Raw genomic sequence first — 23,235 nt, 5'->3', positions numbered from 1 at the left:
TGCCTAGATTGGACCTTCCTAACTATTTAGCGTTAATTTTAAGAACAAATGAAAATTGTCTATTTGTAACAAAATTAGTCAATTAATTAAATTTTTTGCCAGAAAAAATGGCGATTAATAGGAGTTCTTATTATAATTTAAAAGAGTTGCTTATTTTAACGTAGTTTCTTATCAAGCTAAATATAGGATTCACTGCATTACTGGGGTGTGAATGGTTACCATATCTGGGTATGCATTACAAGAAAGAATGCGAACTAAACATAGTATCGATACCTACTATGCCTTAAGACACAAAGATAGCTGCAGAGTTTTGTTAAAAACTCCTAATAACCATGGTTCGCCATCTGAAAATTTAGCTATTTTACAGCATGAATATAATTTGCTACAAAAAATTAAAGCTTCAACTATTATTAAACCTTATGATTTTATTCCAAATATTTCCGAACCTATATTAATTTTAGAAGGAGTTGAAGGGCAAACTTTAAGTTTGTTTCTTCGCAGTCATCAGTTAACTATAGGCGATTTTCTTAATTTAGCACTACAGCTAGTAGGTTCTATTGAAGAGTTACATCAATTAAACATTATTCATAAAGAGATACGCTCTGCAAATATCATTATAGAACCTAATAAATTAACGCTAAAATTAATTGATCTTAGTGCCTCTACCAAATTGTCTGAAACATTCGATTATCTCAATTTAGGTGGATTTGACGAAGGCCTAGCTTATATTTCACCTGAGCAAACAGGAAGAATTAATCGCCCCGTAGATTATCGAACCGATTTTTATTCTTTAGGCGTGACGCTCTATGAAATGTTAACAAATCAATTACCTTTTCTAACTAATGATCCTTTAGAGCTAGTCCATTGTCATATTGCTAAAAAGCCAATAGATGTTCTTGAAATTAGACCTGAAGCGCCAAAGGTACTAGCTTCTATTATTGCCAAATTATTACAAAAAATGCCGGAAGAGCGATATGCAAGTATCATTGGCTTAAAAAATGACCTACAAGAATGTAAAAGACAATGGTTGGCTAAGGGTAGTATTAGTAATTTTACCTTAGGATTGAAAGATAAGAGAGATCGTTTAAGTATTTCCCGTAATTTATATGGCAGGGAAGAACAAGTGCAGCAGCTGTTAGAAGCATTTGAGCGCATAAGCCAAGGTAGAAAAGAATTAGTATTGATTGCAGGTTATTCAGGGGTAGGTAAAACATCTTTAGTTAAAGAAGTACACAAGCCCATTATGCAACATAGGGGTTATTATACTCAAGGTAAATTTGACCAAATACAACAAAGTGTGCCTTATAGTGCCATTGTAGGTGCTTTTCGCAATCTAGTTAAACAAGTATTATTAGAAAATGAAATTAGAATTCAAGAATTGAAAGCACACCTTATTCAAGCCTTGGGCGGCGTTGGGCAAGTAGTCATAGATGTCATTCCTGAAGTTGAATTGATTATAGGTAAGCAACCACCAGTTCATAAACTTAGCCCAAGTGATGCACAAGCTCGTTTTAATTTAGTATTTCAAAACTTTGTGCGCGTCTTTGCGCAAGCCAGCCATCCATTAGTGATATTTTTAGATGATTTACAATGGGCTGACAATTCTTCCCTTAATTTTATTGAAAATTTATTACAAGATAGCGAAACTAATTATTTGCTCATCATTGGTGCTTATCGTGATAATGAAGTATATGCTAATCATCCTTTACAGCTTACAATTCATGACTTAAAAAAGACAAAAATACCCTTTAGCACGCTTACACTACAACCTTTACAATTAAGTAACGTTAAACAGCTCTTAACAGATACCTTATTTGGTAATAGAAGAGAAACACAATGGCTTGCCAGTTGTATATATGATAAAACTCATGGTAATCCTTTCTTCATAAATGAATTTATTAGAATTATCTATCAGAAAAAAATATTAGTTTTTTCTTATGATAAAGGAGGTTGGGAGTGGGACTTAGAAAAAATTAAACAGCAAAGTGCTACAGAAAATGTTGTTGATTTACTTACAACAAAAATTCATCTACTTTCAGAACCAACTCAAGAAAACCTAAAATTAGCTTCCTGCCTCGGTCATCAATTTAATTTCAAAACGTTGCTTACCGTAACTGGCCAAACTACGCAGAAAACAGCAGAGCAACTATGTGACGCTATTAAAGCGAATTTAATCTATCCTCTTGATGAACCTTACAAAACGGTGGGTTTAATTGGCCTTGAGGGAATTATTACTGAGCATAATATTAGTTCTCTACGTTATCGCTTTGCTCATGACAGAATTCAACAAGCCAGTTACGAACTTATTAATAAAAAAGACAGGCCCATTATCCATCTTAAAATAGCACGTTTACTTTTAAAGGAAAATACGCTTGAGCCGCATAGTGAAAATCTATTTGATGTAATGAACCACTTTAATCAAAGCTTAACTTTAATTAATGATTACCAAGAAAAATTATTATTAGCTAAATATAATCTATGGGCTGGGCAAAAAGCAAAGCAAGCAGCAGCGTACTACACTGCAGATGAATATTTATCTGCTGGGATTTCATTATTAAATAAAGATTGTTGGGTTGAAAATTACGACTTAACTTTTCAACTTTATAAAGAATTTGCTGCCTGCAAGTATTTAATTAGTGATTTTACAGTAGCTGACCAGTCTTTCTCGGAAATACTCAATCATATTACCGATAAATTACACATTTTAGAAATTTATCGCTTAAGAATTGAAATGTTTTCAACTCTTGGAAAGCATAACGAATCTTTAGATCTAGGCATTAATATTTTACGAAAATTTGGGATAAAAATATCTAAAAATCCCAATAAATTACAAATCTTAAACGCTATTTTTAATATTAAAATGCAATTAAGAAAAACAAACATTGAAGATATTGAACTACAACCTATGGTAGAGCCTATGCAGAAAGCAATTGCTGATCTTATAACGCAATTGTTTAATAGTTCTTTTATTGTTAACCAGCAGCTATTCGTAGTCCTTATTTGCAAGAGTATTAGTCTAAGTTTACGCTATGGTTATACTGAAAGTAGTTCTATGGCTATGCCTGTCTATGCATTTGTTATTATGCATTCACTTAATCTTTATGATGAGGCCATCTCTTTTGTCAAACTTTACAATAATTTAAAATTAAAATACGGAGCCTCAAATTTTGAAGGTAAAAATCAATTTGTACTCGGTTCTTTTATAGAGCCTTATCAGATGCCACTTGGCCTTTGTAATCAAACAATTACTAAGGCATTTAAACTATGTTGTGAAGTAGGCGATCTTGTATATAGTAATTACTGCAATTTATTATTAGTTTTACATGCTTTCTCAGCTGGAAAAGATATAAATGAGCTTAAGAAAAGTTTGCTTTCTTTTTCATCTTTCATAGCCAGAGTTAACATATCTGACTTTGTTACCATGGGCCAATTTTTGGAGTATTCCGTAAAGTGTTTAGAGAAGCTTGGATTTGCTGAGTTTGAACGTTTTGATTATTTTGAAGAGACTATCATTAAGGGAAAAAATATTACTGAATTAAGTTTTTTCTATAGCAATTTAACTCGATTACATTTTTTACTAGGAAATTATGAAGCGGCAGTTAAAGCAGGTTTGCAACATGAGCGTTTAGCAGATTATGACAAAGGTTTAATTAGCAATATAGACGGTAAGTTTTTTCTGGCATTGTCTTTATTTTACCATTATCCCCATGCTTCTAAACAAGAGAAGCGAACCTATCTAAAACAATTGCAAGGGCTTAATAAATTTATAAACAAATATGCGAAATGGTGTCCTAATAACTTTAAAGCTTACGCTTTACTTATTGACGCTGAAATGGCACGTTTGCGCAATCAAACTACTATTAAATTTTATGAAAAAGCTATTGAGGCTGCACTTTCCAGTGGGCTTATGCTGGTGGCAGCTATAGCCAGTGAGGGCGCAAGTCGTTATTGTCTAGATAATAAAATGGACAGGTTCGCGAAGCTTTATCTGCAAAATGCTCACCGGTATTTTAAAGATTGGGGAATTATTACTAAGACGCAATTATTAGAAGACACTTTCGCTAGTTCGAAATTCTTAACTCATAACAATACCTTACAAAAAGCAGTAGCACCTCAAACGAATGCGCCAAATCTAGATATGCTGGCTATGTTGAAATTTACTCAACTCATATCCAGTGAAATTCGCCTAGATAAGTTATTACAAAAATTTATGGTGATAGTTTTAGAAAATTCAGGTGCCCAACGTAGTATTATTCTAGTAAAAGTGAATGACGCCTGGGTAGTTGAGGCAGAAGGAGACTTTGAACAACAAACTATCTATTTAAATAGTTTATCTTTAGAAGAAGCCAAACCTAAATATCCAGTCTCTATTTTAAATTGCGTCCAAAGAACACAAAAACCGCTTATCTTAAATGACGCTACTCAATCTGAGCTAAGCTTTCATGATTCTTATATAAAACAGGAGCGCCCACGTTCCATCTTAATGATGCCTCTTTTTTATAAAGGGCAATTATGTCGAATACTTTATTTGGAAAACAAAAGTAGCACTCATACTTTTACACCTAGTCATCTAGATAGTTTAAATTTACTATCATCACAAGCGATGACCTCCCTTGAAAATGCAAAACTTTATTATCAAGCAACCCATGATCCTCTAACAGGATTAGCTAATCGCAATATGCTTTATGAAATATTTCAACAAACGGTAAAACAAATAACACGGTCGCAAGACAAATTAGCGCTATTATTTCTAGATTTAGATTATTTTAAAGCTATAAACGATACTTTAGGCCATGATAATGGTGATAAATTATTAATGTATGTTGCGCAAATATTCCTTAAGACGCTGCGTGAGGGAGATATGGCAGCTCGTATAGGGGGTGATGAATTTGCTATTATGCTTGCTAATATTACCTCTCAAGAGCAAATCACGTTTATTGTTGAGCGCATTTTTAAAGAATTAGTAAAGCCTATTCAAATAGAAGAACATTTAGTCCAAATTACTTTTAGTATGGGTATAAGTATTTTTCCTGATCATGGCAATGATATCGAAAAACTACTTAAGCTTGCTGATACAGCTTTATATCAGGCAAAAGGAAAAGGTCGAAATCAATTTCATTATTATTCAACTCAATTACATGAAGAATATCAAAAGAATTATGGTCTAGATAAAGATTTACAGCGTGCTTATGATAATCAAGAATTTTTCTTAATGTATCAGCCTTTTTATGATATCAATTCTGGAGAAATTATTGGACTTGAAACCTTACTGCGTTGGAATCATCCTGAAAAAGGAATTTTAGATGCAGGGGATTTTATTCAAACATTAGAAAAAAGCCCACTTATGGTTTTAGTTAGTGAGTGGATTATTAAAACCGCTTGTAGGCAGATAAAATTATGGCAAACAGCAAACTTACTTCCGGGTCCCGTAGCTATTAATATTTCTCCAGTGCAGTTTTTACGTCAATCACTTAGTGAACTTATTTATAAGGTCTTGCTTGAAACGCAACTAGATTCTTCTTGCCTTGAATTAGAAATTACCGAAACAGTATTCATTGAGTATAGCGATAAATTATTTAAAGAGCTTAAAGCATTACAGGAATTAGGTGTTAAGTTGGTTATGGACGATTTTGGTACGGGGTATTCAGGTTTATCTTATTTAAAAAATTTACCTGTTAATAAAATAAAGATCGATAAAGTTTTTGTGCAGAATTGTGCTACCGATCATCTAGATCAAACTATAATTAGTGGAATCACGATGATGGCTCATAAGCTTAATCTCCAGGTAATAGCCGAAGGAGTAGAAAATGAAACCCAACTTAAAATGCTGCAATTAAATGGAGTAGACGGTATTCAAGGCTACTATTATTCACGGCCATTCACCACGGAGGGCTGTGAAACCTATTTAAACAAAAAAGCTACCCAGCTTAAATAGCTCATATTTATAGCTGTAGAGCTTACCTAGATTAGAACCCTTACTGATCGATTAAAGTTATTTGAGAAGTATAAGAAGCATAATTAAAAAATAATTCTTTTACAGTAGGCTTTACTATCTTTTGATTAAGATTATAAATTTTTACCTTAACTTTATCTTGACATAAGATAGAGTGGCGTTTAATAAACAAGTTTCCACCGGTTTCTTCTTGCGTAATATTATAATTATTTGCTTGTAAAGCTTCGCGTAATTTTTTTAAAAAAGCTTTGCTTTCGGGCTTATTGTTGCCACCAACTAAAATTGTCTCACTATCTGCTTTTTGCTCGTTAAGTAGGTTATCTAAGCATTTAATAAATTTAGCAATTGTTATTTCTGTATCTAGATGAGTTAATGTGCCAAAATTTTTATTATTAGTTATTACAGTGATACATCCCATAGCAGGATATGCATCGCTTAGCTCTATTGATGCGTTATTCTTAAAGTTTGCATATTGGATAGGACCATGCGCTGATTGCCAAGTAAAATTAGCTATTTCTGGCGGTTTAAAAAACATAAAAATTTAATTAAATACGTAAGATGGTCTGATTTTAAGCTAAATGAGGATGTTTTTTCAATTATTATAATAGTAAGTGCTAACCTTTAATAACTCATCAAATTATATTAAAAAAGTATTACAACCTTGTCTAAAGCCATTTAAACTATCTTCATTTAATGGATTAAATGTGAATGGATATGCATGATAGAAAAATTAATTTCGATTTAACAGGTGTGCCGCAAACATTATTACTTCCCTTACTTGCTCGAGCTAAATTTAGCCAATTACCTAACCCGCCTTTATATGATAAGCAAGCCATTAAATTAATTGAAGAAATTAATTATGATTTCAAAAGCTTATTTAGAAATATTGGTCACTCAACAGCCATCTGGATGATAGCTCGTGCTTATCAATTTGATGAAGCTATTAAAGTTTACTTACATAAATACCCAAAAGCTACGATTGTAAATTTAGGAGCAGGCTTAGATACTACCTTTTATCGAGTTGATAATAAGCAATTAACCTGGATTGATATTGATTTACCTTCAGTAATGGCAATACGCCAGGAATTATTGCCTCTGCCAAATCAAAGAGTTCTTTACCTTGCGAAATCAATACTTGATTTAGATTGGATCGATACAGTCAAGCAAACAAATAAAAATATTTTTTTCATAGCTGGTGGCTTGTTTATGTATTTTCAAGAAATCGAAGTACAAGCTGTGCTTACGGCTATGGCTGATGAATTTCCACAAAATGAATTGATTTTCGATACAATTCCCAAGGCAGGCCTAGCTTATGTAAATGAAATTTTAGCGCAAGCCAACATGCAAGGTGCTAAATTACAGTGGGGATTGGATTATGGTTATGAACTGGAGCGGTGGTCAAGTAATATCAAACTTGTTGCGCAAACCACTTATTTTCAACCAATAAAATTTAAATATTATTTTCCATTTTTTATACGTTTAAGAATGTTATTTTTTGATTTATTTAAACGTGGCGGGATTATTCATCTTAAATTTTTAGAGTAATTTTATACTAGTCAGCTTGCAAAACAAGTATTAATGAACAATCTCAAACACAAAAGTACGTGATTACCTAATAGTGTTAATTTAAAAACAGCGCTGTCATTTCCATAGGCGGGAATCTATTGCTATTAGGTATTGTGCCAGTATGAAGATAGATTTCCGCCTACGCGGAAATGACAAGGTTCTTCGAAAATGACAAGATTCTTCGGAAATGATAGGGTTCTTTGGAAATGACAGAGTTTTTAAAGCGTCCCCTATTAAGGCATTTTTCTATGTTGTCATTCCCGCGCAGGCGGGAATCTATGGCTATTAGGCACTGTGCCAGTATGAAGATAGATTTCCGCCTACGCGGAAATGACAGGATTTTTCGAAGATAATAGGATTCTTCAGAAATGATAGGGTTCTTTGGAAATGATAGAGTTTTTAAAGCGTACCCATATTAAGGCATTTTTCCATGTTGTCATTCCCGCGCAGGCGGGAATCTATTGCTATTTAGGCACTGTGCCAGTATGAAGATAGATTTCCACCTACGCGGAAATGACAGGATGCTTCGAAAATGACAAGATTCTTCGAAGATGATAGGGTTCTTTGGAAATGATAGAGTTCTTTCTTAAAGCGTACCCATATTAAGGCAGTTTTTCATGCTGTCATTCCCGCGCAGGCGGGAATCTATGGCTATTTAGGCACCATGCAAGTATGAAGATAGATTTCCACTTACGCGGAAATGACAAGGTTCTCAAGTTAACAGTATTAAGAGATCATCTCGCCCGTATCGAAAGACTATATTTGTTGTAACGTACGAAAATCCTGCAAAATGCTTATGTATACTAAGCTTTTTCAGTATTCTTTTCGTTTGATTTTGCCTCAACACTAGCTATTTTAAAAAATTCTGACGACAAATCTAGCGAATTCTCTGGGAAAAGGAGTTTAACTTGGTTGCTTAAGTATTTTACTATAGGCTCTAAGCGTTGCTTGTCGTAAGGCGTTGCTTCAGCTGCTTGCCATACGGAATGAGGCCATAATTTATCATGGCTAAAACGAGCCACAAGGTGAATATGTAATTGAGAAACGATATTTCCTAAAGTGCCGATGTTAAGTTTATTGGGTTTGAAATAATTTTGCATGACATTTGAAAGTAAACTAATTTCATCGATTAACAGATACCTTGCTGTACTTGGTAATTGCTCAAGCTCTTGGACATTCTCTATTCTTGGCACCAGTATTAGCCAGGGATAATCAGCATTATTTTTTAATAAAATTGTTGATACAGGCCCATTTCCTAATGAAAAGCAGGTCGAGCTAATGCGTTCATCAAGAAGAAAAGACATTTTTAATCCTAAAATATTTATTATTTGAGCTAGAATTCTACCGCATTTATATTGTTATCTCTAAATTTTAGACACAAGTAAGTGCAGCTATAACGTTATAAATTTATTAAAACAGTTTAAATTATTTACTTAGAGAAGTAAAAATTAATTCGCATAATCAGAAACTGTCTATACTAATCTTAAAGAAAGTACTTTATGTAAAAAATTCTAGTGAATTGAGGTAAGGGTAATTATTTAAATTGTTAATTTGGTTCTACTAAAAGTAAGTAACATGATTAATAAGGTAAAAGTATTAGTTATTGAAAGTAAAAGAGGGGATTCCACACTAACACAATATTTATTGTCAAGTATCGAAAACTTTGACTTTCAAGTTATTACTTATAATAAATTTAATAATATAATAGATAAAATCGACAAATTTACAGTAATTTTAGTCAATTTAACACCTAATACTCCACGTAAATTAGCTAATTTTAAGCAAATAAAAGCCGCTATTTGTGACATTCCTATTCTTCTGATTAGTGACGCTATTGACCATGATTTGGCCTTAAAACTTATTAAAGAAGGCGTACAAGATTTATTGTTTAAATCAGAACTAACTAGTCATTTGCTATCTCGAGCTATTTATTATGCAATTGAACGCGAAAAAGTGAAACAATCAGCGTCTAGATTAAATGCTATTGTTGAGCAGGCATCTGATGCTATTTTAAGTGTTAGTGTCCAAGGGATTATACTTAGTTGGAATAAAGCAGCGGAGAAGATTTATTTCTATCGAGCACAGGAAATGATTGGTCAATCAATTACAGTGCTATTTCCAAAAGACAGGCAAGAAGAAGGAGAAAAGTTAATTCAGCAAATTGCAGTGGATGCTGATATTAATCAATATGAAACCGTCTTAAAGGGTAAACATAATCGGTTATTAGATGTAGCTCTCACGATTTCCCCTTTGAATGTTAAAGCTAATAAAGTATTAAGTGCATCTATTATTATTCGTGATATTACCAAAACCAAACTATATGAACAGCAATTAGCTATTCAATATAAAATAACCTTAGCGTTAGCTAAAGCATCTAATTTACACGGTTCCTCTCATAGTCTTTTAAAAACTATTTGTGAAATATTTGATTGGCAACTAGGTGAATTATGGGTACTTGATCAGTGTAAAGCCCGATTATATAGCCTTTCTTTTTGGTCTTCCAAAGAATATTACCAGGAATTAGAAAAAGTAAATCATAACCAACATTACAATAAAGGAGAAGGCTTGCCGGGCCTAATTTGGCAATTAAAAAAACCGTATTGGATCCTTGATTTAAAAACCAATTCTCTTGCCAAAGATTTAGCTCCATTTGTTAAAAAAGGACTACAAAGTTTTTTTGGCTTCCCTATAACTTATAATCAAGAAGTAATAGGGGCTGTTATCTTTTTTAGTAAATTTTTAAAAGTGCCTAACGTTAATTTGACTGCCATTTTTAGCAAAATTGGCGATCATATAGGTGTTTTTATTAAGCGTAAACGTGCGCAAAATGAGCTACTATATTTAGCTAGACATGATGTATTAACCGGTTTAGGAAATCGTGTTTCTTTAGAAAATAATTTAAATCAGGCTATTTTAAATGCTCAGACCGAGCAAACTATATTGAGTTTATTTTATTTAGATTTAGATAATTTCAAAAGAATAAATGATACATTGGGTCATGACTACGGTGATCTTTTGTTAAAAGAGGTAGCGGCTCGTATTCGTAATAATGTCCGTAATCTAGATTTTATTGCTCGCGTTGGTGGTGATGAGTTTATTATTATTTTACCTAATATTAATAATAAAAAAGATCTTACAGTCATTGCGCAAAATCTTTTAACTGTCCTAGCAAAACCTTTTTCTCTAAATAATAAAAAAACTTATATAACGGTAAGCATTGGTATCGCGATTTATCCTAAAAATAGTAACAATGCTAAAAAACTTATAAAAAATGCTGATACAGCTATGTATTATGCCAAAATACATGGTCGTAATCGTTATCAATTTTATGTATCTACCATTTCTGCTTTTAAGCAACAAAAATTAACTTTAGAAAGTAATCTACATCGGGCTATAGAAAAACAAGAGTTTATTCTCTATTATCAACCTCAAGTAGCGGTAAAGACTGGAAAATTAAGCGGTTTAGAAGCTTTAATCCGTTGGCATCATAATCATAATAAAATTGTTTATCCTAAAGAATTTCTTTCATTAGCTGAAGAAAGCAGTCTTATGATTCCCATAGGTGAATGGGTTTTACATACAGCCTGTTATCAGATTAAAAGCTGGCAAGAAGATGGACTGTATAAAGCACTTAACGTTGCTGTAAATGTATCTATGCAACAACTTAATTTTCATTTTATTGAGCGTTTAAAAGCTATCCTTACATCAACTAAACTTAATCCTGCGTATTTAGAAATAGAAATTACAGAAAATACTTTAATGTCTGTGTATGAGGATAATTTAAGTATTTTAAAAAAATTAAAAGAGTTAGGCGTTAAATTGTCTATTGATGATTTTGGCACAGGTTCTTTATCTTTATCATCTTTAAAAGATTTAATGGTAGATATTATTAAAATTGATCAGATATTTATTAATCAATTAACCTCAGATAAAAATTGTCAAGCAATTGTAAAAGCCATTATTGCTATGTCTAAATCATTAAATGTTAAAGCTATAGCTAAAGGGGTGGAAACCAAAGAGCAATTAAACTTATTAAAGAAGTTTGGTTGTAATTATTATCAAGGCTACTTATTTAGTAAGCCTGTTTCAGTTGAAAAAATTTATACTATGTTGCAGGAAGATTGCTAATTTTTATACAAGTAGGCGAATGAAAATAACTATCTATGTGTTTCATGGCAAGTATATAGGGCCTAAGGCTTTTGTGTTAAGTACCTTACATGGTAATGAATTAAACGGCATAGAAATTATAAATCGTCTTCATAATCATCAAGCTTTAAAAACATTACAAGGAACACTTTGGCGTTACTATTATTGATAGCCCCGTAAAGGAAAAATCATTACGAGGGTTAACCATGTCTCTTGATATTCCTTTATTGGTATTTGAAGCGGGAGAGGCGCTAAGAATTGAGGATGCATGTATTAAAATTGGCTTGCAGGGCGTGTTAAATGTTCTATCATACCTTAATATGATTGATGATAAATGGGCTAAAAAACATAAAAAACCGATTTGTTATCGCGAATTAATCTGGATTAGAGCCCCGGCTGGGGGCTTATTACTAAGCCATAAAGAAGTTAGCCATCATATTAAAAAAAATCAAATACTTGCTGAAATACTAGATCCCTTTGACTTAGAATTAGCTCAGCAAGTACGAGCCCCTTGTACCGGAACTATTATTGGTAAATCGACCTCACCACTGGTTAATGAAGGTGATCCCCTATTTCATTTCGCACCAGAAAATAAAAAACACTAGCTTTAAAAAACAGCGAGCGGCATTGATGTTAATGGGTTTGCTTTTTCTACTTCATCCTGTTCTCTACAGCCAATTGTTTTTAATGTTTTTGATAAAAAGGCTTCTTTATTAAACCGACTAGTTGTGGCATGTGCTCTATTAAAAAATAAAAAGTTATTATGGGTTATTGGGTTATTTTCTCGCTTAGGGTGATTAATAAAATGAGCATGCACATTGTTTATAGAGGTAAATAAATTAGTTAATAAAGTAGTAACCTCTTTATATTTGGAAAAGCGAACTTCACAAGAAGTTATCTTTTTTAAAGCTTCTTTTAAGTAATTATCAACTTTGTCACTAAATGCATGGCAATTACTGGCTTGTAACTTTATTAATTTAGCTTTAACTTTTTCATGTAACTTATTTAACTGATTTGCCTCGCTAACTTGGCCACTTGCGCTTAATGTTTGACTATATAAAATTAATTTATCAAGATCCCTAGTAAGACTTGCAAGTTGATTTTTCGCTAGTTGAACTTTTGTCTCTACTGCAAGCTGCTCTTTCGTTGGCAAAATAGCATATTGGTTGTAAATGGGTTTAAATGAACTAATGGCAGTGTCAATGGTAATACGCTCTTGGCTTTCTGCTTTCAGCATGTTAGTTAATAAAGTAGTAATAATCTGTTTGCTCTGTGCATCCAGTCCGTCAATATCTGCAAATATGCCGTCTAGCTTTATATTTTTTGCTTTATAATATAAATCACAAGGCTTGGCAAATATTCCTGTGTCTGCATGCCATATTAAGGTAAGTACCTGTCCCATGGAAAAAATATCTAACGCTGGTGTTTGTTTACCATGCTCATATATTTCTGGTGCGGCATAGCCAGGTGTCCCTACTGCTTTATTATCTGGATTATTAATTGACGTACTTAATCCATAATCAAAAATAGTTATTTTGATTGGATAAGTTAAATCAACAAAAATATTTTCAAGCTTAATATCGCGATGAAGAATATTTTTATCGGTAACTTGTGTTTTTAAAGCATTTAAAAGAGCATAAGTAAGTTCAACACGTTCATTTAGAGTTAACACGCGCTTTTGATGTATATCATCAAAAATGAGATTATAGAGTTCACTGCCTTTTAATTTTTCCATAACAGTGTAACTTATATTGTCATTAAAGACAGGTTCTTTGATAGCTAAGTGATTAGCTTGCTGCGATAATCGATATTCTGTAATGGCTGTAAGAAGTGGACGTTTATAATTATGATGTTGTATTTTAACAACGCGACTTTTTCCATTATAGCCATACTGCTTAAAATGAAGTTTATCTTTTTTAATAGCCAAAGTGGCTTGAATATCAAAAACGCTACCCATACTCCCTTCACCAACTAGGTGCGGGCTAATAAATTCATACCGCACATCACGCCCATTTTTAGTTTTGTGACGCACGACATTATAATTAAACAAAATAGAAGTCTTATCATTAAGTGTATAAAGTTTTCCCTTCTCCCAGACATTCGTTTTTGTTTGACTTTTAAAGAAGTTTATTAAATTTTTTGTTTCTAGAGCTGTTAAATTTTTCATAGTACTCCTTACTAATTTTTCTTCTTTAAATGATTTTTTATCATCTCCTAAAACATACCAATAAATAGCTAAAAAAGTGAAGAAAAATTTTAAGGCTTAGTTAAAATATTGCTTGTGTGAGATAAAATTAATCAACTAAGCCTGGGGAGATGAGTTAACCTTTGGGGGGATAAGAATCATGGCCGTGGCTGTCTTTTATTTCAATCTTACCTTCTTTATTGTGAATAAATAGTTCGGTGTTTTGGTTGCGGCTAATTTCTCTTGCGGCCTTAACCGCTTCATTCTTCGTAGTAAAACGGCGGAAAGCGCGTTTTGAACCTGCGCGTTTAACAAGCCAACCACCATCTTCACTAGGTACAACATGATGTGAGCCATTATATTTTACCATAGTTTATCCTTGTAATGATGTTTCTTACCGCTAAGTTTAGTACATAAAAGAAGTCACATTACTTGTTGATTTTCAAATTCTATTTCATACTGGCTACTTTGCTGTTTACCAATTATAAGTCAGCGTAAATGATAACTAAGGAGTGGAAATGGTAAAGTATAAAAAAACTTTAATGGCGTTGACGTTGCTGTCAATTGGACAGGCAGGCAGTGCAGGGAACCAGGAAGATGTCATTAGAATTATTGTGAAATATAAACAGGGTGCAATGCAGACTGCCACAAAAGAAATGGCTAGTAAATTTTTTAATTTACCGATTAATTCAATGCAGCCAATTGCAGGCGGTGCTTATACGCTTACGATAAAACAAGATGCTATTACAACTTTTAAAACTGATAAAGCTGAAGCTATTGATAATTTTATTCAGTCAATTAGAAAAAACCCAGCTGTATTGTATGCGGTTAAAGACCGAATTGGCTACTTTAAGCCACTAGCTACCGTCACCACAGAAACCCAAGCTAGTTTGTCTCATGAACTACAATGGGATGAATTTAAAGCGCCAGGCGGTATTATGTTAGAGTCTGCTGCAGGTTTACGCGATGGCGCTTGGTCGCAGACTACAGGTAGCGCTACACCACCTATAGTAGTTGCTGTTTTAGATACAGGGATTGCGCTTAATCCTCATTTAAGCAACAGTTTAATTAAAGATAAAAAAGGTAAAGTTTGGGGTTGGAATTTTGCTGGCAATAATCAAAATTTAGCTGATGAAACAAAATCCTATCATGGAACTCATGTAGCAGGAACAATTGCTGCATCAGGTAATGTTATTCAAGGTGTTGGTGAGCATTTAAAGATATTACCCGTAAAAATTCCTAATGAGTCAGGTATGTTTTATGAAAGTCAGGTGATTAATGCAATTTATTGGGCAGTTGGTGGTGATGTACCTGGTGCACCAGTTAATCCTTATCCTGCTAAAGTGTTAAATATGAGTTTTGGCGTAGATGAACGTCCGGGTAAGGAGATTGATCATTGTGATGAGGCTTTGCAAGAGGCATTAACTTTTGCCAGAAGCAAGGGCGCGGTACTTACTGTGGCTGCTGGAAATGATAATCAGTGGGAGCATTATAATGCACCAGCAGTATGTAATAGTGCTATTAAAGTGGCTTCAGTTGGTCCTGAAGGTTTAAGAGCCTACTATTCTAACTATGGACCAGGGATAAGCTTTGCAGCACCTGGTGGCGATGTTCGTTATGGCAAAACGAGTGGTGGAATATTATCAACTGTAAATCCTGGTGGCGGCTACCAAGGGTCTGGATTTGACTTTTATCAAGGAACAAGTATGGCAGCACCACATGCAGCTGGGGTAGCTGGTTTACTTTATGCAGTAAATAATAATATTTCGCCAGAGCAGGTAGAAACAATTTTATATACAACGACTCATAATTTTGGTCAATCCAGTGATGCTAATAAATCGTGTATAGGCGCAAAGCCTTGTGGCCATGGTATTTTAGATGCCTTTAACGCTGTTAAAGCTGCGCAAGCTCATTATGATATTATGTTTACAGCTCCTTCTAATGGCAAAAACATTTCATTGAAAGCCTGTCAAGGTGGATATCAATTTGCTAGCATAACGTTAGAAAATGACTTAACTCGCTGGCAGCTCACTAAATCTGCTTGCCAAGTTAAAGAAATTTATCAACAAGTAAGCTTAGAAAAGAAAAATGATGTAATTATTGCGCACTATGGTACAGCTGAACTTACTTTAGATACTTCTAAGTTTAAACAATGCGATATTATTGGCGCTACCGGAATAGGTTGTTATCTGTAAACTAGTAGGCTTCTTAAGAGATGGTCACAAAATAAGGCCATCTCAGCGTTGGGCCTTTCTAAACCTCCCCGTAAATGACTTGTAGGTTGGGCTACTCAGCCCAACAACCACATATCATTCAACTGAGATTTTATAAATTTAAAATCTAACAGAAAGGGGCGCGTGAAAATTTTCCCTGGTTTAAGGTATGAAAGGTTGAGCTAGGTGACTCCTACACTCGCTAGAAAAAGTCTTTTGAATCCACATACTTGAACATACTAATAAGAAATAGGCCTTAATAAAAATTTAAGAATAATTAAGGGCTTGCAACAGTAATGGGCGTACTTTCGGAATTAACCACCTCTTTTCCTTTAGGTGATTCAGTAGATATAACATTAGTATAAGCAGTTCTTCTTCCAGAAATTTTACGATTCTGTACGTCATCGACTGGTATTTTCTCTAAAATACTTTCCCATTCCTCTCGAATAGTATTTTCTGTAAAATCAGCGTTCTCCCATACACCTAACCCTACCGCTAAAAATTCAAATACAGCACTAGTATCATCTTGTTCTTTTCCTGGTTGTAAGCCAGCAGCATTATAGAAAGCGTGGATCAATTCATGCGCAAGGCCAATAGCAGGCGGGCGTTCATTATTTCTAGAATAGTCGTCAAAAGCATTCCAACGTATTGTAGTGCCTGATCCTAAACCAGGTGTGGTGTAAGGATAAAGCACTGTAATAGTGGCACAAAGTATCTGAGCAATTGTAACTGAATCAAAGTTCTTAACCAAATTATCATAGCCCCCTGCTAGCCATGCACTAATATCATCAGATGATAATGGTTTGCTAAAATAAGATTTATTTTCAGGCGTGCCTTTAAGCGTTATATGGGGCATATCACTTATACACTTAGCTAACCATTCACACTGTTTAAGTTTGTTATCTGTGCCTGATGCTTTTGCAAGGGCTTGTTGAGTTACTTTTCCTAATCGGCCCATTGATACCTCATCTGCAACATAATCCATCGCTGAGCTACTATGGGGTATTGCACGATTTCCCTGATTCCAAGGAGTAGGATAGATTTCAATCTTATAATTTTCGCTATAACTAACTAAATGATTAAGTAATTTGTTACCTGATTTAGTTAAGGCAATATAATTTAAGTTATTAATTGTTTTTATACTAAAATCTAAGGGAAAGTCACCTTGATGATTTGATTTTTTTCTTGGATCATTGCATAAGATAGCAATTCCTGGCGGCTTATTAGAAACTTTGTCTATTCCCTGCCAGTATATATAACGAGGCGTTGGCGAATAATAGATAATGTTTTCTTGAAGAATATCTCTAATTTCAGCAAATACCTTTGCTGCTTCAGGATCATTTATTTTCTTGCTTAACCTAGTTTGCAGCTCCTTAAAGATCTTATCGCGTATTATATCCTCTTTTTCTTCAGGCGAATATTTATTTGCCTCAAATTTAAGTAATAAAACTCGAATTTTATCGATACTTTTAGCCGAATTATTGCTAAAGAAAAGGAATTGTTTACCTTTTTGGCTCTTATTAATCTTATCAAGTAACAAGATAGCATCACTAATTGGTCTAGTTTTCACGTCTTTTAACCTAAATGTCATATATCTTTTATTATAACTCCTCAATCATTAAGTTAAGCTGAGCTTGCTATATTTTAAAAATTTAGTACTTTGTACCCGACAAAAAATAAAAACTATCCTTTTCACCTCCTGTTTACCATTTTAGAAAGCAGCTTAATTTTCCAAAATAGAAATAAATTTTTTCCAAATTACTATCTTACATAAAATAATCATTTAGTATAAAATTAATACAAATTAACTATTGAGGTTACTATTATGTGTCCTGCTCTACTAGATGAACAATCAAATGAACCAATTGAACTCTCAAAGGAGAGTTTATTAAACATTCCAGATCTTTTGGTACCACTATTGGTTACTGAAAATACAAATATATTTTTTGACCCAGAATTAGCCTCTGTACCTGATACTCAAAGTACAAATGTAGTTCTTGACCCAGAATTAACTTCTGTAATTAATATTGAAAATATTAATACAGTTCTTGATCCTGAAATAGCTTCAATGAAGGATAACGATATAAAAGCGTTTCTATCGTCTAGCAAAGAAAAAAAGTTAATAACTTTAAGTAAGACTCTTTACCTCAATGGGAAGGAAGTTGATAATTATTACTTCAAAGGCTATTTCATTATAAGAAATTTAAATGATCATTATGTAGCATTGGAAGGTCGTAATTTAAATTTCCATACTAATTTACGCGCTAAGTTTAAGGGATTAGTCCGAGAAGGAAAAATTATACAAAAAAGAACATTTACGCTTGATACTGATAAAAATAATGACACTCCATTCTACCTTTTAACTTTACCTAAAGATTATAAAAATATTGAGACTTATATTGCTTCGATAATACTTAATCTAGGCGATACAAGGGAATTAAAAAAACAAAAGAAAGATAAAGAGAGAGAGGAATTAATTGCTATAAATAGCCGTATTTCAAATACCCAAGTCTCACTGCATGAGCATCTTTCAACTAATCCTTTAGGGATGTGGAACCAACCTCAAAAAAAGCGCAAATATAATGATGATAATGCGGAAATAAACGAGCAACCCATGCCATAAGTAAAAGATGCCTTGCTTCATAAACATAAACTTTCTGAGTTAGTATAAGCTGCAACTTAATAAAATTTCGTTTGTTTACGCTATAAAAAATAATAAGGTGTTCAGCCAAATATCCGTCTAACTAAAGACGAATTATATACTAAAATTTTTAGTGACATTAGACCTCTTGCATAACCTATTTATTTTGGGTGAGTGCAAGGTACCAGGGTTTTGAAGAGCGGAGTTTACATGGCGTAAATGAGCACCGGAGAAACCCTTGCAACACAGCTATCGTGTATAAACAGTTCATTAAAGAAGTTAAACAAAATAGGGCTAATTACTTAAGCAGACTGCTTGGTTATCTCTTTTTTAATTACTTTAGCAGCGGTGATTGAATATTTTTTTGTTGCCATGGTTCGCCTAGAAAGTTTTAAGTAGGCATAAGGAACAACATACAGTGAAAATAAGGTTCCAATTAACATACCGCCTAGAATAACAATACCTAATTGTCTTCTGCTTTCAGCACCAGCACCAGTAGCTAAAGCTAAAGGAAGAGCACCTAAGAGCATAGCCAGTGTAGTCATTAAGATTGGACGCAGGCGAACACGCGCACTACTTAAAAGTGCTGTGATTTTATCTACACCTTGAGCTACTTGTTGATTGGCAAATTCAGTAATCATAATGCCATGCTTAGTCACTAACCCAACTAAAGTTATCATGCCAATGTGACTATAAATAGATAAGCTTTGCCCTGTTATGTAAAGCGCAAAGAGCGCGCCGACTAAGCATAGAGGAACACTAAATAAAACAATTAGTGGGTCGGTAAAACTCTCAAATTGAGCCGCTAAAACAAGATAAATAAATAGTAAAGCTAATAAAAAAGCATATAAACTATCATGAGCTGACTCTAAGTAATCTTTTATCTGGCCTGTAAACCGATATTGAATATCATTAGGTAAATTATTTTCTAATATTCTTTGTGTTTTTTTGATAAGCGTCGGTAAATGAATAGTTGGATTTAGTTCAGCACTAATGGTTGCAGCGCGAAAACGATTTAAATGAGGAAGATTATCAGGACCAATAGCATTTTTAATTTTTACAAGGCTAGATAGAGGAATCATTTGTCCTCTCTCACTTTGAACATATAATTTATTAATAATGGAGATATCTTTTAAAGAAGATTGTTTTAATTGTAAAATAACTGGATAAGTCTGCGCATCAAAATTAAAATTAATTGGATTATTACCACCTAGCATTGTTGATAATAACTCAGCGATATCTGCAAGGCTTACATCTAAATCAGCAGCAAGATGGCGATTAATTTCAATATTAATCTGCTCACTATCTAATGCTAAATTATTCTTAATTTGTCTTAACTCAGGTAAATCCGCTAATAATTTAATAATTTCATTACTTACTTCATTTAAACGCAGATAGGTAGTATTACTAAGTAAAGTAATATTAAATTGATTATTACTACCATTACGTCGCCCAAAAGGGCTTGGACTAATAGGGAAGACATTAACACCGACAATATTTTGCATTTTTTCATTAAGTTCTTCAGCGATGTTTTTTTGTAAGCGTGTGCGTTTATCCCAATGTGTTAACTGCAATAAGGTAAAGGCAGAAGCAGGTTTGATAGAGGAGAGATAAATTTTTTTCTCAGGAATGGTTTCATAAATAGCTTCTAGTTCACGGGTATAATGATCAGTATAAGCTGTACTAGCATTCGTGGGTGAGGTAAGTGGACTTATAATATAGGATTGATCCTCCGGAGGTGCTAATTGGGCAGGTAAATAATGATAACAAAATAGACCCAATAAAATGCTTAAAAAAATGCCAATAATTAAATAATAGGGTTTGGAAATGACGTTTTTTAAGCTAGAAATATAAAGTTGCGTGAGTATTACAAATCGTCTATCTAGCCATCGACTATAACGATTTTCCTGAGGCTGCATTAATTGTGAGCACATCATAGGTGACAAAGTTAAAGCAATGACGCCTGATAAGATAACGCATACTGCTAAAGTTGCACCAAATTGAAAAAATAGTTTTCCCGTAAAGCCATTAACAAAACCAATAGGAGCATAGACTGCAGCTAAAGTAATGGTCATCGCAATAATAGCAAAAATAATTTCTCTGCTTCCGTTAATCGCGGCAGCAAGAGGCGTGAGACCTAATTTTAAATGACGATGGCAATTTTCCAAAACAACGATAGCATCATCCACTACAAGCCCAATGGCTAAAACCATAGCTAATAAGGTTAAGGTATTTATTTCAAAACCAAGCCAAGACATTGGCCAAAAAGCACTAATTAAGCAAATTGGAATAGTAATAATAGGAATGAAAGCAGCCTTTAAATTACCTAAAAATAAAATAACGACTAAGCCTACAAAGAGGGCTGCTTCAAAAAACGTATGATAAACTTTGTTAATTGATTCTTGAATGAATTGAGTTGCATCAAAAACAATATTTGCTTTTAAGGTAGGTGGAAAAGTAGGCTGTAATTGTTTTAATGATTTTTTTAAGGCCTTAGCAACTTCTAATGGATTGGCGGTTGATTGCGCTAAAATAGCTAAACCAACCGCAGGTTTACCATTAATACGTAATAAATTGTCATTATTCTGACTATCTACTGTAATTTTTGCTACATCTAGCAGGCGAATAAATTGATGCTCTCGTTCAGCAATGATTAATTCGCCAAAGCTTTGCGCATTTTTTAATTTAGCGTGCGTAACAACCGTATAATAGCGATTTTTACTTTTAATCTGACCGCTGGGAATATCAATATTTTGCTGTATTAATGCCTTTTTTATTTGAGCAACAGTAATTTTTCGAGCGGCCATTTCCACTGGATCTAGCGCAATTTTAACTGCATAATTACGGCCACCTTGAAAAAGGACTTCACCTACACCCTGCGTTTCTTGTAAGGTAGGCTTTATATAACGTTCTAAATAGTCAGTAGTTTCCAGTGCATTTTTCTCTTCATCATGAAAACCAATAATCATTAAAGGGCTTGCATCAGAATCATTTTTGGTAACGGTAGGTGCGAAACTAGCTGATGGTAGTTTATTTTGCAATGCTGACAATTTATTACGTATATCATTAATTGCTTCATTAACATCAACACCTAATTGAAAGTCAATGTTTATTCGACTTTTACCTAAAAAGCTTAAAGAACGTATGCTATCTACTCCAGGAATACTTGCTAGCGTATTTTCAATAGGTATAGTAATTTCTTTTTCAATTAAATCAGGACTTGCACCTTCAAAATTAGTTGTAATGGTTATAGTTGGTTTATCAATATTAGGAAGATGACGTATTGGCAATTTATTAAAATAAATTAAACCAATTATGATTAATAATACTGATAAAACAATAGTAAAAACGGGGCGTTTTATGCAAAATTCAGATAAATTCACGCCTGTTTTCCTTCATTTTTAGCAAAAACACTAACACCTTCTTTTAATTTATGCTGACCACGAATAATAACGATATCAGTAGGTTTTAGCCCACGACGGACTTCAATCATTGGCCCGTAATGAGCGCCTACTTTTATTTGTTTTGTGAGAGCTCTACCCTCATCCACAATAAAAACTTTTTGGCCATTTATAGTTGGAATAATGCTTTCTTCCGGTATTAAGAAATGTTTTTTAACATCGCCTAACTGATGATGAACTCGAACAAAAAGGCCTGAAAATAATAAATTTTGTTTATTATCAATTAAGGCTTCTATAGCAATAGTGCGTGTTCCTTTATCTATATTAGGGGCGATATAATTAACTAAACCTTGATAAATTTCATGTGGAAAGGCATCAGAAATTATCTGTACTTTTTGGTCTTTTTTAACCCGTGAAACTAAATGTTCAGGCAAATTATATTCAACTTTAAGTTGCTGATTAGCAATTAAGCTAACTAAGGGCTGACCTACTTTAACATATTGACCAATACTAACTTTTCGCGCACCTAATGTCCCTGTAAAAGGTGCTCGTAGGCTTAATTTTGATAATTGCGCTTCTTTTACTTTAACAATATTTTGTTTTTCTTTAAGCTCAGCTAAGGCTTTATCTAGAGCTTGCTCGGGGGCTAATTTGCGCTTTGCAAGTTCTTGATTTCGTTGATACATTGATTCACTAAGAAGAAGATTAGCTTTAGCACTTGCAAGTTCGCTTTTTAAAATAGTGTCATCAAGTTGAATTAATAAAGTTCCTTTTGGCACTAAACTTCCAGGTTTAAAATAAATAGATGCAATTTGTCCTGCTAACTCTGAACTAATTTCGATACTATCTAAGCTACTTAAACTACCAATAGTTTCAAACTGATCGGCAAAAAAAGCTTCCTTTATTGTTGCTGTTTCAACTAGTATGGGTTGAGTTTTATTAGTTAATTTAGAAGGGTTATGAGGTAAAACTAAACGATATAAAATCGTTGCTAAAATACTTAAGAAGAGTAGTAAGCTAATAATTCGAGCTTTCAATCAGCGCCTCCTTCAGGGAAGCGGTGGATTATAAGCTACTTTATATAAATATTCAAAATATAGACCTGACCAAAGTTACTAAGAAATAACCAA

14 protein-coding genes are annotated in these 23,235 nt (G+C 33.4%); 7 read left to right on the top strand and 7 right to left on the bottom strand.

Annotation, left to right across the window (positions count from 1 at the left end; genetic code table 11):
- Positions 1–211: 211 nt before the first annotated feature.
- Positions 212–5,935, top strand: a complete 5,724-nt coding sequence (locus ACNVED_RS11685; RefSeq protein ID WP_419419190.1) for an EAL domain-containing protein — start codon at positions 212–214, stop codon at positions 5,933–5,935.
- Between the two features lie 40 nt (positions 5,936–5,975).
- On the opposite strand, the gene ACNVED_RS11680 is transcribed toward ACNVED_RS11685, so the two are convergent.
- Entirely contained in the window at positions 5,976–6,488 is a 513-nt protein-coding gene (locus ACNVED_RS11680; RefSeq protein ID WP_419419189.1) for a hypothetical protein, read from the bottom strand.
- A gap of 173 nt (positions 6,489–6,661) precedes the next feature.
- On the opposite strand from ACNVED_RS11680, the gene ACNVED_RS11675 reads away from it, so the two are divergent.
- Positions 6,662–7,498 carry a class I SAM-dependent methyltransferase gene (locus ACNVED_RS11675; protein ID WP_419419188.1) on the top strand — a complete coding sequence of 279 codons (837 nt, stop codon included), beginning with the start codon at positions 6,662–6,664 and terminating at the stop codon, positions 7,496–7,498.
- Between the two features lie 824 nt (positions 7,499–8,322).
- Here the strand turns inward: ACNVED_RS11675 and ACNVED_RS11670 are convergent.
- Entirely contained in the window at positions 8,323–8,823 is a 501-nt protein-coding gene (locus tag ACNVED_RS11670; protein WP_419419187.1) for an HIT domain-containing protein, read from the bottom strand.
- 271 nt (positions 8,824–9,094) lie between these two features.
- Between ACNVED_RS11670 and ACNVED_RS11665 the strand changes: the two genes are divergently transcribed.
- The 3 genes from ACNVED_RS11665 to ACNVED_RS11655 are packed head-to-tail and all read left to right on the top strand — an operon-like array spanning position 9,095 to position 12,270.
- On the top strand, positions 9,095–11,647 hold the full coding sequence (locus tag ACNVED_RS11665; protein WP_419419186.1) for an EAL domain-containing protein: 2,553 nt from the start codon (positions 9,095–9,097) through the stop codon (positions 11,645–11,647).
- 19 nt (positions 11,648–11,666) lie between these two features.
- Positions 11,667–11,834: a hypothetical protein gene (locus ACNVED_RS11660; protein WP_419419185.1), complete on the top strand. Its 168-nt coding sequence runs from the start codon at positions 11,667–11,669 to the stop codon at positions 11,832–11,834.
- Positions 11,835–11,871: 37 nt separating this feature from the next.
- Positions 11,872–12,270 carry a succinylglutamate desuccinylase/aspartoacylase family protein gene (locus ACNVED_RS11655; protein WP_419419184.1) on the top strand — a complete coding sequence of 133 codons (399 nt, stop codon included), beginning with the start codon at positions 11,872–11,874 and terminating at the stop codon, positions 12,268–12,270.
- Positions 12,271–12,272: 2 nt separating this feature from the next.
- Here the strand turns inward: ACNVED_RS11655 and ACNVED_RS11650 are convergent, their stop codons facing one another.
- Entirely contained in the window at positions 12,273–13,832 is a 1,560-nt protein-coding gene (locus ACNVED_RS11650; protein ID WP_419419183.1) for a protein kinase domain-containing protein, read from the bottom strand.
- A 154-nt stretch (positions 13,833–13,986) separates the two neighbouring features.
- Positions 13,987–14,220, bottom strand: a complete 234-nt coding sequence (locus ACNVED_RS11645; protein ID WP_419419182.1) for a DUF2188 domain-containing protein — start codon at positions 14,218–14,220, stop codon at positions 13,987–13,989.
- 148 nt (positions 14,221–14,368) lie between these two features.
- Between ACNVED_RS11645 and ACNVED_RS11640 the strand changes: the two genes are divergently transcribed.
- Positions 14,369–16,045, top strand: a complete 1,677-nt coding sequence (locus ACNVED_RS11640) for a S8 family serine peptidase (RefSeq protein ID WP_419419181.1) — start codon at positions 14,369–14,371, stop codon at positions 16,043–16,045.
- 295 nt (positions 16,046–16,340) lie between these two features.
- On the opposite strand, the gene ACNVED_RS11635 is transcribed toward ACNVED_RS11640, so the two are convergent.
- A complete protein-coding gene (locus ACNVED_RS11635; RefSeq protein ID WP_419419180.1) occupies positions 16,341–17,633 on the bottom strand; it encodes a M91 family zinc metallopeptidase in 1,293 nt (430 codons plus the stop codon).
- Positions 17,634–17,888: 255 nt separating this feature from the next.
- Between ACNVED_RS11635 and ACNVED_RS11630 the strand changes: the two genes are divergently transcribed.
- Complete coding sequence (locus tag ACNVED_RS11630) at positions 17,889–18,686, top strand: hypothetical protein (protein ID WP_419419179.1); 798 nt, start codon at positions 17,889–17,891, stop codon at positions 18,684–18,686.
- Positions 18,687–19,006: 320 nt separating this feature from the next.
- On the opposite strand, the gene ACNVED_RS11625 is transcribed toward ACNVED_RS11630, so the two are convergent.
- A complete protein-coding gene (locus tag ACNVED_RS11625) occupies positions 19,007–22,087 on the bottom strand; it encodes an efflux RND transporter permease subunit (RefSeq protein ID WP_419419178.1) in 3,081 nt (1,026 codons plus the stop codon).
- Positions 22,084–23,142 (bottom strand): efflux RND transporter periplasmic adaptor subunit, encoded by a 1,059-nt coding sequence (locus ACNVED_RS11620; protein WP_419419177.1) that lies wholly within the window; start codon positions 23,140–23,142, stop codon positions 22,084–22,086. Before ACNVED_RS11620 ends, ACNVED_RS11625 begins: the two co-directional genes overlap by 4 nt.
- Positions 23,143–23,235: the final 93 nt, after the last annotated feature.

The organism is Legionella sp. D16C41, from assembly GCF_048541585.1.
Taxonomy (GTDB): domain Bacteria; phylum Pseudomonadota; class Gammaproteobacteria; order Legionellales; family Legionellaceae; genus Legionella_C.
Note: the sequence above shows the minus strand (reverse complement) of the source record. Positions and strands in the feature narration are given on the sequence as shown.